Source organism: Winogradskyella endarachnes, from assembly GCF_009741275.1.
Lineage (GTDB): Bacteria > Bacteroidota > Bacteroidia > Flavobacteriales > Flavobacteriaceae > Winogradskyella > Winogradskyella endarachnes.
This window is the reverse complement of record NZ_WOWS01000001.1, coordinates 784021-799390: the sequence shown is the minus strand read 5'-3', so window position 1 is coordinate 799390 and position 15370 is coordinate 784021. Positions and strand designations below refer to the sequence as shown.

The 15370-nt window shown below is 33.9% G+C and carries 10 protein-coding genes; all 10 read left to right on the top strand.

All coding sequences use genetic code 11. The annotated features are described in order from the left end of the window. Positions 1-65: 65 nt before the first annotated feature. The 10 genes from GN138_RS03525 to GN138_RS03480 all read left to right on the top strand — a co-directional run bounded on the left by GN138_RS03525 (position 66) and on the right by GN138_RS03480 (position 15364). The gene (locus GN138_RS03525; protein WP_157362167.1) at positions 66-2177 is read left to right on the top strand and encodes a Piwi domain-containing protein; all 2112 of its coding nucleotides are present in this window, start codon (positions 66-68) and stop codon (positions 2175-2177) included. Continuing rightward, positions 2134-2553: a DUF6660 family protein gene (locus GN138_RS03520; RefSeq protein ID WP_231743030.1), complete on the top strand. Its 420-nt coding sequence runs from the start codon at positions 2134-2136 to the stop codon at positions 2551-2553. The genes GN138_RS03525 and GN138_RS03520 overlap by 44 nt, the downstream gene beginning before the upstream one ends. Before the next feature lie 49 nt (positions 2554-2602). Further along, positions 2603-4789: a TonB-dependent receptor gene (locus GN138_RS03515; protein ID WP_157362165.1), complete on the top strand. Its 2187-nt coding sequence runs from the start codon at positions 2603-2605 to the stop codon at positions 4787-4789. 2 nt (positions 4790-4791) lie between these two features. After that, positions 4792-5205, top strand: coding sequence for a Fur family transcriptional regulator (locus GN138_RS03510; RefSeq protein ID WP_157362163.1), 414 nt, complete (start codon positions 4792-4794; stop codon positions 5203-5205). Positions 5206-5261: 56 nt separating this feature from the next. Further along, positions 5262-5624, top strand: a complete 363-nt coding sequence (locus GN138_RS03505; RefSeq protein WP_157362161.1) for a DUF3703 domain-containing protein — start codon at positions 5262-5264, stop codon at positions 5622-5624. After that, positions 5621-7573 (top strand): heavy metal translocating P-type ATPase, encoded by a 1953-nt coding sequence (locus GN138_RS03500; RefSeq protein WP_157362159.1) that lies wholly within the window; start codon positions 5621-5623, stop codon positions 7571-7573. The genes GN138_RS03505 and GN138_RS03500 overlap by 4 nt, the downstream gene beginning before the upstream one ends. A 71-nt stretch (positions 7574-7644) precedes the next feature. Continuing rightward, positions 7645-8058, top strand: a complete 414-nt coding sequence (locus GN138_RS03495) for an HYC_CC_PP family protein (protein ID WP_231743029.1) — start codon at positions 7645-7647, stop codon at positions 8056-8058. Positions 8059-8165: 107 nt separating this feature from the next. Further along, the gene (locus GN138_RS03490) at positions 8166-11873 is read left to right on the top strand and encodes an efflux RND transporter permease subunit (protein ID WP_157362157.1); all 3708 of its coding nucleotides are present in this window, start codon (positions 8166-8168) and stop codon (positions 11871-11873) included. Further along, positions 11870-13087: a TolC family protein gene (locus tag GN138_RS03485; RefSeq protein ID WP_157362156.1), complete on the top strand. Its 1218-nt coding sequence runs from the start codon at positions 11870-11872 to the stop codon at positions 13085-13087. The genes GN138_RS03490 and GN138_RS03485 overlap by 4 nt, the downstream gene beginning before the upstream one ends. 3 nt (positions 13088-13090) lie before the next feature. After that, positions 13091-15364 (top strand): multicopper oxidase domain-containing protein, encoded by a 2274-nt coding sequence (locus GN138_RS03480; RefSeq protein ID WP_036122979.1) that lies wholly within the window; start codon positions 13091-13093, stop codon positions 15362-15364. Positions 15365-15370 lie beyond the last annotated feature (6 nt).

Genomic DNA, 15370 nt, shown 5'->3' with positions numbered 1-15370 from the left:
GACGTGGCAATCTTTTAAATTGAAACTAAAAAAATAAATATGTAAAACTGAAAATCCCAATACCAATGCAAGAACACCTCAAAACCAACATACTTAACTTTAAATGGCCAAATAGTGCGCCTATCATTTATTTATCTATAGAAGATATGGAAGGTAGTCATCCCATCCATAAATCTAAATTTTCAAGGCAGATTAAAGAGGTGTTTTCAGATGCAGACTTATCTAACACAGACCAAATATTTACAACATTTACAACAGAAATACCAGATGCACCAAGCATTAAGCTAAATTTAGTAGATGGTAGAGAATTAAGAATTTATAAGCAATTCCTTAAACATCAATTAAGAAGCTATTTTAAATCTAAAGACTATATAGTAGTAAAAAACTTCGTTGGTGATGTACAAGTGTGGATGCCTTCAAAAAAAGGGAATACAGCAGACTATAACCTCTACTATAAATTTTCATTTAAAATACAGTTTGCAAAACTCGCAGACTTACCAGAGTTAATTGTATCATACGATGGTACTTCAAAAGTCCTTACAAAGTCAGTTAAGGATATTGAGGATTCAGAGTTAATAAAGCGTTGTGTATATGGTCAAAAAACGTTCAATTACCAAATGGACCTCGATACAGAGGAAAAACAAGAATTTTACAATGCTATTCAGTTTGAGCAAGCATACCCAATTTTTAATTTGCCATTAGCACGAGCATTAGATATACCTATTGAGGAACCTGTAAGACCAGCCAACAAATACCAAAAGTATGTAGCACTTATTAATAATTTCGCTACCAATTATCTGTTTACAGAAGACTTTAAAGCCATATTTCCGTTTAAGACTGATGCGTTTATTGAGGTGCCACTCAATCGTATTAATCATATCGACCCACAAGTAGGTTTATTGGAATTTGGTAAAGACCAATACGGTAACAAGAAAACCCATTTAGTGCCTAAATTGGCAATGAATAATCTCAATCCTTACAAAAGACCAAACAACCAAAACATTAAGTTTTTCTTTGTGTACCATACCTCACATAAAGAAGCAATTAAAACCTTTTATAATAACCTTAAAAATGGTGTTACATCCGATAAAAAGTATTTTAAAGGAATTGAGGCTTATGTAAACATTAAGGCTTCAACATCTAAAGAACATTTTATTGAGTTTACCAACGAAAACAACCCAATACCAGAAATAGTTGAAAAGTTAGAGAGCTTAACCTTCGACCACGATAATGTACGTTATGCGGCGTTCTATTTAAGTCCTTTCGATAAGTATACACCAAATCCCGAAGACCGAGATATCTATATTCAAATCAAAGAATTGTTTTTAAACGAAGGCATTGTTACACAGGTTGTAGATTATGAAAAAATGGTGGTTAATATCGAAAATCAATACAACTTCCAATTTTCATTACAAAATATGGCGTTGGCAATTCACGCCAAATTAGGTGGTGCACCTTGGAAACTCGCAGTAACCGATAAAAAAGAATTAGTAATTGGTGTTGGTGCTTTTACCAATCAAGGCGAAAACAGACGGTATATAGCAAGTGCCTTTAGTTTTCAAAACAATGGTTTATTTAGAAAGTTCGAATATTTTGACCAAAGCGAAACAGACCTATTAGCAGGTAGTATATGTAAAGCCATAAGAGATTTTACATCGGTTGCTGAAGCAGATAAAGTAGTCATTCACTTTTATAAGGAAATGAGCTACGAGGAACTAAAACCTATTATAAGAGGGATGCATACATTAGGGTTGAAAATTCCTCTTTACATTTTAAATATCAATAAAACAGAAGCAGAAGATATTATTGCTTACGACCTTAATTGGAACAAAAAGCTAATGCCTGTAAGTGGCACATACATACGTATTAGCGAAAATCAATTCCTGTTGTTTAATAATGCACGTTACCCTAATTCACAGCGGTACGCAGATACAGATGGTTATCCGTTTCCAATAAAAATTAAGGTAAGCAGTCCAGATGAAGATGCTTTTGAAGATGCAGATGTAGTATTAGAACTATTAACGCAAGTGTATCAGTTTAGCAGATTGTATTGGAAGTCGCTTCGACAACAAAATGTACCAATCACTATAAAATATCCAGAAATGGTAGCACAAATAGCACCGCGATTTAATAATGGAGTTCCAGACGATGCCAAGGATGCATTATGGTTTTTATAATTTACTAATCAATTTATTTGCACAACCATTGCATCAAAAAATTAGTATCTTTGCTTCAATGAAATTTTTAGCATTCATATTAGCTATAACAATGTTAGCATTATCTGCAATGCCTTGTTCAGATGGTCAAAATTTAGAAGACCAACAACACGAGGAAATTAGTGCTGAACATAATCATCAAAAAGATAGTGATGATTCTTGTCCTATAACTTGTATTTGTAATTGTTGCGGTATATCAATAACCTATGAGCCATTGGCGACATTTGAACTATTAAATTTTCATAAAATTTCGACTCAATTAATATCTACATATCAGTCGAATTATAGATTTGATTTCCATTCTAATATTTGGCAACCGCCACAAGTAATAAGCTAAAACGTTTCGATTTTAAATCAATTATTTAGTTAATTACAATTATAATTCAATGAATAAATACCTATTGAGCCTAAAGCTCATATTAATACTTTGCCTATCGTTAAAGGCACAAACATCAGACATACAAATTAAAGTCATAACAGAGGCAGATAACGAACCTTTAATGGGCGCTACTGTTTACTTTGAAGCATTAGAAAAAGGAGCAGTCACCAATTTTGATGGTATTGCAGAATTTACAGAAATACCAGACGGTCAGCATCAAATAATAATTTCCTTTTTAGGTTTTGAAACATTTGAGACAACAATTCAAATTCCAAGTAATACAGAATTAATGTTTAAACTAAAAGAGGGCGGTAATCAATTAGATGCTGTAGTATTGCAATCTACAAGAAGCACAAGAACAGTACGAAAAATACCAACACGTATCGAGTTTATCGGTGCAGAGGAATTAGCAGAAAAAGCAATAATGAACCCTACTAATATTTCTATGGTGCTTCGTGAAAGTACAGGAATACAAATGCAACAAACATCATTAAGTAGTGGGAGCACCAACATTCGTATTCAAGGATTAGATGGTAGATACACACAACTTTTAAGAGATGGGTTTCCCTTATATGGTGGTTTCTCAAGTGGATTAAGTATTCTACAAATACCACCTTTAGACTTACAACAATTTGAAATTATAAAAGGAAGTTCATCAACCCTTTATGGTGGTGGTGCTATTGCAGGATTGGTAAATATGGTATCTAAAACACCAGACTTTGAACCTGCTTTAGATATAATGCTTACACAAACACAAGCATTAGGAAGTACAGCCAATGTATTTTATAGTAAAAGAAATGAAAAATTCGGTGTATCACTTTATGGTTCTGGTCATTATCAAAAAGCATACGACCCAGAAGATGATGGCTTTAGCAACCTGCCAAAAACAACATCAATTTCTTTTAATCCTAAACTGTTTTATTATCCATCAGATAAAACAATGCTCTGGTTTGGGTTAAACGGAACGTATGATGATAGAATTGGTGGAGATATTACCAAAATTGAAAGTGGTGCGGATGGTATTCATCAATATACAGAAGAAAACAACTCAAAACGATTAAGCAGTCAATTTGTATATCAAACACAATTAGATTCCGTTAGTTCATTAGAGTTTAAAAATAGTGTCTCTTTTTTCGATAGGAACTTAACTGTTCCGGATTTCAATTTTGATGGCAAACAAACAAATACGTTTACTGAAATATCTTATAATACAGCTTCAGATAAAACGGATTGGATAGTTGGAGCTAATCTATATACCTCAAATTTTGATGAAAATGATAACGTACCATTACAGCGAGACCAAAAAGATGTAACCTTTGGTGCATTTGCAAATAATATCTTTGACATATCAGATAATTGGATATTGGAAACTGGATTAAGAGCAGATTATAATACGGATTTCGGTTTCTTTCCACTTCCAAGAATTTCATTACTTTATAAAAACAATAGTGGATTTTCAAGTAGAATTGGTGGAGGTTTAGGGTATAAGATTCCTGATATTTTTACAGAAGAAGCAGAGTATATTAACTTTGAAAATGTGCTTGCAATAGATAAATCTACAGTAGATGCAGAACGTTCTTATGGTGTTAATTTCGATGTGAATTATCAAACACGATTATCGGATGAGATTGGTTTTTCCATAAACCAATTATTCTATGTGACTGCTATTAATGATGGACTGCTTTTAAATTCAACAGATAACGGATTTTTTCAATTTGAAAATGCTTCAGATAAAATATTCAGCAAAGGTTCAGAAACGAACATCAAATTTACATATAAGGATTTTAGATGGTTTTTAAATTATGCATTTATTGATACAAGGCTAAATTATTTAGAAGGCAATCCTCAAAAACCCTTAACAGCAAAACATAATGCAGGAAGTGTTATAATGTACGAATCTAAAAAATGGCGCATAGGTTATGAAACTTATTATACAGGGAAACAGTTCTTGTCTAATGGTACAGAAACTACAGACTTTGTAACTATGGGTTTAATGGTTATGCGTAACTTTAAATTGGGAAGTGTATTTGTAAATTTCGAAAACTTTACAGATAGAAGACAAAGCAGGTTTTCACCTTTGGTTTTACCACCGCACGAAAATCCTGTTTTCCCAGAAATATATGCGCCTACAGATGGTTTTATATTTAGTGTAGGACTTATTATTAAACCATTTGGAAACGAAGACCACGATTAATTATGGAAACAATAGAACAAGTATTAGAATCAAAAAACATACGAGTTACTGCAATGCGTATGTTAATTTATAAGTTCCTAGTTGAGAAGGAGGTTGCAGTAACATTGAGTGATATAGAAAATGCTTTTGAAAAAGCAGACAGAACTACCTTATACCGTACAATTAAAACTTTTGAGGAAAAAGATATTGTCCATCAAATTGATGATGGCACAGGTATTACCAAATATGCTTTATGTGAAAAGGGATGTAATTGTGAAATTGAAACTGATTTGCACTTACACTTCCATTGTAACAATTGCAATGAAACCATTTGCTTAACAGACCATAAAATACCCCAAATTAAAGTGCCTGATGGCTTTGTTTCGGAAAATGTAAACTTGGTTGTAAAAGGTATATGTGATAAGTGTAGTGGATAACAAATGCACTTCCATTGCACTTACTATTAAATTACTTTTATCCAAAATTAGTGGATATGAAGTTTAATACTAAAATACCTAAACATCTTAAACAGGCTTATAACGAAGAATTAAAACAATACAGTTTCTGTTTAGAAAATAAGCATTTTGGCAATGCTTGGTATCATTTAGAACGCAGTCATATCATAGGGCAATCTTATCCAATAGAACATACCTATTCACATTGGTTAATGCTAAAATTTGGATTTAGACAAAAAGATACTAAAGAAGTAATAGGTCAAATAGTTAGGTTGTTTGTGGGTGGCTGGAAATCATTTATAAATCACGTTCCACTTGGTAATACAGGTGGAGCAAACGTGCCACCATTAAAACGGATGCCTATTCCCAATGACATTGAAAAATTATTAGATATTAAATGAAAAAAAAGAAAGTCAATTTAAGAGATTTAAAACCAAATTCAGAAGAACAACATTCTCACGATGATGGTCACGACCACGGAGATGGAAGTGCATTCAAGACATACATTCCTGCTATCATAAGTTTTGTTATGTTAATGGTAGGTATCGCTGTAGATTATTTTGATGCGATTCCTCAATTTCAAGGATGGATTCGAGTAGTTTGGTACACTTTAGCATATATTCCAGTTGGATTTCCTGTAATTAAAGAAGGTTGGAAAAGTCTTATAAAAGGCGATGTTTTTACCGAGTTCTTTTTAATGTCTATTGCCACCATTGGTGCGTTTATCATTGGTGAATATCCTGAAGGTGTGGCAGTAATGCTATTTTATGCAGTAGGAGAATTATTTCAAAACGCAGCAGTTAATAGAGCAAAAGGAAATATTAAAGCCTTATTAGATGTTCGACCAAAAGAAGCCAATGTATTTCGTGATGGTGATTATGTTAGTGTGTCGCCAGAAGCTGTAAATATTGGTGAAAAAATACAAATTCGAGTAGGTGAGAAAATACCGTTAGATGGGATTTTATTATCCGAAAAAGCATCTCTAAACACCGCAGCGTTAACAGGCGAGAGCAAACCAGATTCCATTCAGAAAGAAGCAAAGGTTTACGCAGGTAGTATCAATTTAGAAAGCGTTATTGAAGTTGAGGTAACCAATAAGTTTGAAGATAGTTCAATTGCGAGAATATTAGACTTGGTTCAAAATGCTACAGCTCGTAAATCTAAAACAGAATTATTTATCAGACAGTTTGCTCGTATCTACACACCAATCGTTGTATTCTTGGCTATTGGCGTGACATTCATTCCTTACTTTTTTGTAGATGATTATGTGTTTAGAGATTGGTTATACAGAGCATTAATTTTCTTGGTAATATCTTGTCCTTGTGCGTTAGTGATTTCAATTCCATTAGGTTATTTCGGTGGATTGGGAGCAGCTTCCAAAAATGGAATATTATTTAAAGGTGCTTCATTTTTAGATGCAATGACCAAAATAAATACTTTGGTAATGGACAAAACAGGAACCGTTACCAAAGGTGTTTTTAAAATCAAAGAAGTAAAAGCAATTGGTTGGAATGAAACCGAATTTATGCAATACTTAATGGCGTTGGAAGAACAATCCACGCATCCAATTGCTAAAGCTATTTTAGAGTACAAAGCTGAAGGAGAAGATTTTGAAGCACAAGACGTTTCTGAAATTGCAGGTAAAGGTTTAAAAGGCGTTGTTAATGGTAAAACAGTTTTAGTAGGAAATAAAGCCTTAATGACTGCGAATAATATAAATGTTCCATCTGAAACGGAATTTATTGTAGAATCGATAGTATTAGTTGCAATCGATAATCAATTTGCAGGTTATGTAGTCATAGCAGATGAATTAAAAGAGGATGCAAAAGAAACTATTACAGCATTACACAAAGTAGGCATTAAAAATATTATGATGCTTTCCGGTGATAAAGATTCCATCACGCAACAAGTCGCTAAAGAGTTGAATATCGAAAATGCTAAAGGTGGTTTACTTCCAGAAGATAAATTAAACGAAGTTGAAATTTTAAAGAAAAATCCTGAAAACAAAATAGCCTTTATAGGTGATGGTATTAACGATGCACCTGTTTTAGCAGCAAGTAACGTTGGTATTGCAATGGGTGGTTTAGGTAGTGATGTAGCTATTGAAACAGCAGACGTTATCATTCAAACCGACCAGCCTTCAAAAGTAGTTAGAGCCATTAAAATAAGTCGTTCTACACGCAAAGTAGTTTGGCAGAATATCATTTTAGCGTTTGGAGTTAAAGTTATTGTCTTGATATTAGGAGCAGGTGGTTTAGCCACAATGTGGGAAGCTGTTTTTGCAGATGTAGGAGTAGCATTATTAGCAATTTTAAATGCAGTTCGATTGCAGAAAATGAAATGGGATTAAGCAGATTAATCAATTAAACTTCTGTTAAACAAAATCAATAGTTGTTAAAATTTCGTAACTTCGCAATCAATATGAAGCAGATTTTCCATAAAATAATGTCTTTAGCAATGACTTTTGTAGTGTTATTCTCTACAATGTCATTTACTGTGAATATGCATTATTGTGGAGATACTTTAGTAGAATCTGCTATCTTTCAAAAAGCCAAAGGTTGCGGAATGGAAATGGAAAAGCCTTCAACCGAAGAATGTTCTATTACCAAGAAAAATTGTTGTGATGATAAACAATTAGCAATTGAAGGTCAAGACGAATTACAATTGCAAGTTGACAAAATCACGTTTGAGCAACAAGTATTCATCGCTTCATTTGTATATACTTACATCAACCTTTTTGAAGGGTTAGATAAAAATGTTTCTTCTTTTGAGGAATACAAACCACCATTAGTCGTCAAGCAAATCTTCAAGATTGACGAAACGTATTTAATTTGATTTTTAAACATTAGACTATTTATATCCTATGGCATTATGTCGTAAGGATAATTTACTGTATTCGGTGTTTTTACAACACTATTGTCTAATTGTTTAAAATCAATCATATGCTAAATAAAAGCATCAAATTTTTAATAGAAAACAAACTCGTTGCAGTTTTACTACTTGTCCTTTTTATTGGATGGGGAACTGTTAACGCACCTTTTAATTGGGATACAGGATTTTTACCAAGCGATCCTGTAGCAGTAGATGCTATCCCCGATATTGGTGAAAATCAACAAATCGTATTTACCAAGTGGGATGGTCGTTCCCCACAAGATATAGAAGACCAAATAACCTATCCATTAACCACTTCATTATTGGGTATTCCAGGAGTAAAAACCATTCGTAGTTCCTCTATGTTTGGATTTTCAAGTATCTATATCATTTTTGAAGAGGATATAGAGTTTTACTGGAGTAGAAGTCGTATTCTCGAAAAACTTAATTCCTTACCAAGTGGTTTATTGCCCGAAGGTGTTAATCCTGCTTTAGGTCCAGATGCCACAGGATTAGGACAAATATTTTGGTACACACTTGAAGGTCGTGATGAGAACGGTAATGTAACAGGTGGTTGGGATTTACACGAATTACGTAGTATTCAAGATTACTATGTTAAATATGCCTTGTCCTCTGCAAGCGGTGTTTCTGAAGTTGCATCAATTGGTGGTTATGTTCAAGAGTACCAAGTGGATGTAAACCCAGAACTAATGCGACAATATAATATTGGTTTGCACCATATTGTTAAAGCTGTAAAAGAAAGTAATAAGGATATTGGCGCACAAACCTTGGAAATTAACCAAGCTGAATATTTAGTTCGTGGTTTGGGGTATGTAAAATCCATTGCAGATATTGAAAATGCTGTAGTTGATTCTGAAAATTTCACTTCAATAAAAATTAAAGACATTGGAAAAGTTTCATTAGGTCCAGCAACAAGACGAGGTTTATTGGATAAAGAAGGTGCTGAAGTTGTTGGTGCTGTTGTGGTGGCTCGTTATGGAGCAAACCCAATGGAAGTCATTAATAACGTAAAGGAAAAAATTAATGAATTAAGTGCAGGATTACCTTCAAAAGTTTTGGCAGATGGAAGAACATCACAAGTTACCATAGTGCCTTTTTATGACAGAACAGAATTGATACAAGAAACTTTAGGTACACTCAATGAAGCCTTAACTCTTGAAATATTGATTACCATTTTGGTTATAATCATTATGGTGTTTAATCTTCGAGCTTCTGTCTTGATTTCAGGATTATTACCAGTTGCAGTCTTAATGGTATTTATTGCGATGAAACTCTTTGGCGTCGATGCTAATATTGTCGCATTATCTGGTATTGCAATTGCTATCGGAACAATGGTCGATGTTGGTGTTATACTATCAGAAAATATCATTCGGCATTTAGATGAAGATGATGGAACACAATCCATTAATACAGTAGTTTACAACGCAACAGCCGAAGTTTCTGGTGCAATCGTAACCGCAGTAATGACTACAATTATAAGTTTCATTCCTGTATTTACAATGATTGGCGCTGAAGGTAAATTGTTCAGACCATTAGCATTCACAAAAACCTTTGCATTAACAGCTTCAATAATTGTAGCATTGTTTTTAATTCCACCTTTTGCAGCGTTTTTATTCAGAAAGAAAAGCATAAAAACGCATTTTAAATATGCTTTAAATGGCGTTTTAATAGTATTAGGGATAATAGCAATAATCTATGGTTATTGGTTAGGATTAATATTGATAGCTTTTGGTATCACAGCATTGTTAAGTACTCAAAATAAAATAACAGAAAAACAATCCAACTTAATTAATATCATAATATGTACAACTGCAATAGTATTTCTGTTAGCGGAATATTGGAGACCTTTAGGAGTTGATAAAAGTATCTTCTGGAACCTCATCTTTGTTGGTGTCATTTGCTTTGGCTTATTGGGTGTTTTCTCATTGTTTATCAGGTATTATACTCGAATTTTAAGATGGTGTTTAGATAATAAATTACTATTTCTTTCAATTCCAACTGCAATTGTCATTGCTGGTTTTTTCATAATGAAAAACACAGGCAAAGAATTTATGCCATCGTTAAATGAAGGTTCTTTTTTATTGATGCCTACTTCTATGCCACATTCTGGTGTAGAAGAAAATAAGCGTGTTTTACAGCAGTTAGATATGGCAGTTGCCAGTATTCCAGAGATAAAAACTGTTGTTGGAAAAGCAGGTCGTACAGAATCTGCATTAGACCCAGCACCACTATCAATGTATGAAAATGTTATTCAGTATAAGTCAGAATATATGCTGAATGAAAACCGAGAACGTCAACGCTACAAAGTGAATAATGATGGCTTGTTTGAATTAAAAGATGGTCGTTTTATAACGAACCCAAATAATACTGAAAACACACCTTTCAATACTGTTTCAAGGTCTCAATTAATAAAAGATAATAATGGTGAGTTCTATCGAAATTGGAGACCTGAAATACAATCACCAGATGATATTTGGAATGAAATTGTTAAAGTTACCAAACTACCAGGCGTTACATCTGCACCAAAATTGCAACCTATTGAAACCCGATTGGTAATGTTGCAAACAGGAATGCGAGCACCAATGGGTATTAAAATAAAAGGGCAAGATTTAAAGCAGATTGAAGCGTTTGGAATGCGATTAGAAGATATTTTAAAACAAGCTGAAGGTGTAAAAGATGAAGCTGTTTTTGCAGACCGTATTGTAGGTAAACCCTATTTGTTAATTGATATTGATAGAGAGAAAATTGCTCGTTATGGCGTAACCATTGAGGAAGTTCAAAATGTTTTGAAAGTGGCTGTTGGTGGTATGGTATTAACACAGACAGTAGAAGGTCGTGAGCGTTATGGTGTTAGAGTTCGTTACCCAAGAGAATTAAGAGCAAATCCAACCGATTTAAAACAAATCTATGTGCCTGTTGAAAAAGGAAGCCCTATTCCTTTAAGTGAATTAGCGACTATAAAATATGAACAAGGTCCACAAGTAATTAAAAGTGAAGACACTTTTTTAGTTGGCTATGTGTTATTTGATAAAATGGATGGTTTTGCAGAAGTCAATGTGGTAGAAAATGCACAAACCTTAATTCAAGAAAAGATAGATAGTGGCGAATTGGTAGTCCCAAAAGGTATCAACTACCAATTTACGGGAACGTATGAAAACCAATTAAGAGCAGAAAAAACCTTGTCGGTTGTTGTGCCTTTAGCGTTGGCAATCATTTTCTTAATTCTGTATTTCCAATTTCGTTCAGTAGGGACATCACTAATGGTATTCACAGGTATTGCAGTTGCTTTTGCTGGTGGTTTTGTAATGATATGGCTCTATGGTCAAGATTGGTTCTTAAACTTCAATGTCTTTGGTGAAAATCTGCGCGATTTATTTCAAATGCACCCCATTAATTTAAGTGTAGCAGTTTGGGTTGGGTTTATTGCACTATTTGGTATCGCAACCGATGATGGAGTTGTAATGGCAACTTATTTAACACAAACATTCGATAGAAACACACCAGAAAATAAAAAAGAAATCAGAGCATCAGTAGTAGAAGCAGGAGAAAAACGTATTAGACCTTGTTTAATGACAACTGCTACTACAATATTGGCATTATTACCAGTATTAACATCTACAGGAAGAGGTAGTGATATAATGACACCTATGGCAATACCAAGTTTTGGCGGAATGCTCATTGCCTTAATCACTTTGTTTGTTGTACCAGTATTGTACAGCTGGAAAGCAGAAGTTCAACTTAAAAGAACATCAAAATGAAAAATATAATTCTAATAATCAGCATTTTGTTTGTTTCCGCTTCCGCGAAAGCACAAGAGCTTCAATCCTACATTCAAGAAGCAGAATCAAACAATCCAGATATTCAAAAATTTGAATTGCAGTACAAAAGAGCTTCAGAAAAGGTAAAAGAGGTCAACACCATTCCTAATACCGAATTTGGTGTCGGTTATTTTATAAGTGAGCCAGAAACCCGAACAGGTGCGCAACGCTTTAAGGTGTCAGCAAAACAAATGTTACCGTGGTTTGGTACGATTACTTCACGAGAAAATTATGTGAGTTCATTAGCTGATGCAAAATACGAAGATATTGTTATTGCAAAGCGAAAGTTAGTGGCTTCTGTATCACAATCCTATTACAATCTATATGCTAACAAAGCAAAACAAGAGGTGCTAACCGAAAACATTAAATTATTGGAAACCTATGAAACATTAGCATTAACATCGGTTGAGGTTGGTAAAGCATCTGCAGTAGATGTATTACGATTACAAATGCGTCAAAACGAATTGCAACAACTTAAAGATGTATTGCACCAACAATTTTTAGCAGAACAGACCAAATTCAATAACCTATTGAATAGGGAAAATGATGTTACAGTCTACGTGGTAGATAGCTTAATTATACCTTCAGAAGATTTTGAAATCAATACTGAAAATATAGCATTACATCCCGAATTACTTAAATATGATAAACTTTATCAATCCATAGAACAATCAGAATTGTTGAACCAAAAAGAAAGCAGTCCTATGATAGGTTTTGGGTTAGATTATATCAATGTTTCTGAAAGACCCAATATGGATTTTAGTGATAACGGAAAGGATATTGTTATGCCAATGGTTTCGGTATCTATCCCAATTTTTAATAAGAAATATAAATCCCAAACCAAACAGAATGAGTTGCAACAGCAGGAAATTACATCTCAAAAACAAGAACGGTTAAATGCATTGGAAACGCTTTTAGACAAGGCGATTAACGAACGTATTTCTGCAAGAATAAGTTATGAAACCCAAACTAAAAACTTAAAGCAAGCCAAAGATGCAGAAGACATTTTAATCAAAAGCTATGAAACAGGAACGATTGATTTTAATGATGTTTTGGATATTCAAGAGTTGCAGCTAAAGTTTCAAATGAACCAAATAGAATCTGTGAAGACCTACTATGTGCAAAGTACAATCATTAATTATTTAATTCAGTAAACAATGAAAACATTTAACACAATATTTCTCTTGTTTCTAACTTCAATGGCATTTGCCCAAGTTGGTACAAATGGTCAAGATAGAAAAGAAGAAGGCCGAAACATACAAGAGTATAACCTTACTATAGAAGAAAATGAAATAACTCTTTCAGGTGTAACCGCCAAAGGAATGACAATTAATGGTGGAATTCCAGGTCCTACATTAGAATTTAATGAAGGTGACCTCGCTATTATTAACGTAACCAATAAAATGGATGAAGAAACCTCTGTACATTGGCACGGTTTAATACTTCCTAATTTTTATGATGGTGTACCTTATTTAACTACGCCACCTATAAAACCAAATACTACATTTCAATATAGAATACCTATAAACCAATCTGGCACATATTGGTATCATTCCCACACGATGTTGCAAGAGCAAAAAGGAGTTTATGGCTCAATAGTCATTCATCCTAAAGAAAAGACCTTGGACTATGATAAGGATTTAGTCGTAGTCCTTTCCGATTGGACAAATGAAAAACCAATAAATGTACTGCGAAACCTTAAACGAGGAAATGAGTGGTATCAGGTTAAAAAAGGAACAGCGGTACCATTAAGCAGAGTTATAAAAGAAGATGCATTAGGCGCACAATTCAAATTTTGGCGCGATAGAATGGAAGGTGCAGATATTGCAGATATCTACTATCCTGCGTTTTTAGCCAATGGTAAAAAAGTTGCAGAATATCCAGAGTTTAAAGCAGGTGAAAAAGTACGACTACGTTTTATTAATGCATCTGCTTCATCTTATTATTGGCTGGATTTTGGTGGTGGTAACCCGATGATTGTAGCGAGTGATGGTGTGGATGTAACACCAAAATATAAAAACCGATTTCTTTTTGCAATTGCCGAAACCTATGATGTGATTGTAACCATTCCAGAAGGCACATTGGAAATTACCGCAACAGCACAAGATGGTTCTGGTAATATGTCCATTCGTTTAGGTAGCGGAAAACTGTATCCAGCAACAGTTATAGACAGACCAGATAAAGTAGCTATGATGAAGCAAATGGCAAAAATGGATATGAAGATGGGTGCACCTGCTTTAGTAGGAAATAAAAACAGTAACACACCAGAAGTCCTAATGCAGAAATATGGGATGAAGATGAATATGGATATGAAAGATGGACAGATGGAGAATGAAATGAATATGGAAATGAAAAAGGATGTGATGCCAATGAATCATAAGATGATGCAAAAGGACACCACTTCATTTAATTATGACACACGTAAAACCTATTTCAATTATGATTTTTTAAAGGCAAAAGAAAACACGACTTATAAGGCAGACATACCTGTAACCGACCTTTTACTTAATCTAACAGGTAATATGCAACGTTATGTTTGGAGTTTGAATGGCATACCACTTTCGGAAACAGACAAAATTAAAATTAAAGGTGGAGAGGTTACTAGAATTACTTTGAATAACCTAACAATGATGCATCATCCAATGCACTTACACGGACATTACTTTAGGGTCATCAATGAAAATGGCGAACGTTCCCCATTAAAACATACCGTCAATGTACCACCTATGCAAAAAGTGGTCATCGAATTTTATAACGAAGAATATGGTGATTGGTTCTTTCATTGTCACGTGTTATATCATATGATGGGTGGTATGGCAAGAGTATTTAGCTATGATACACCACGCGATGAAAGGATGAAACCTTATCCAGTTCAAAAACTAATTGATGAAACTGACCATTATTACTCTTGGGGAGCTGCACGTGTAGGTTCAAACTTTAATGAACTTTTATTGATGTCAAGCAACATTCGTAACGAATTTGGACTACGTGCCGAGTTTGATTATAACCAAAATGCCGAGATAGAAGTAAATTATAACAGATATCTCAATGATTGGGTACGTGTGTATGCAGGTGTAAATACTGAAACTTCTACACCAAATTCTTATGATACATTTAATACTGTAGGATTAGTTGGAGTTAAATATTTCACGCCTTACAGATTTAATGTGGATGTGAGTATGGACCATCAACTGCGCCCAAGAATACGTTTGGACAGAGAACTATTGATTTTTCCTAGAATTTTTCTCGAAGGAGAATACGAGTATAGAGCGGATTTTGGATGGGTCAATGATTTAGAAAACAACAATTCTTATGAAGGTGAAACTCAATGGTTAATTGGAGCATCGTACATCTTATCTCGAAATTTTTCAATTCAAGGGAATTATAACAACCGATATGGTTGGGGTGGTGGACTTTCAATTAGATTTTAAATAAAA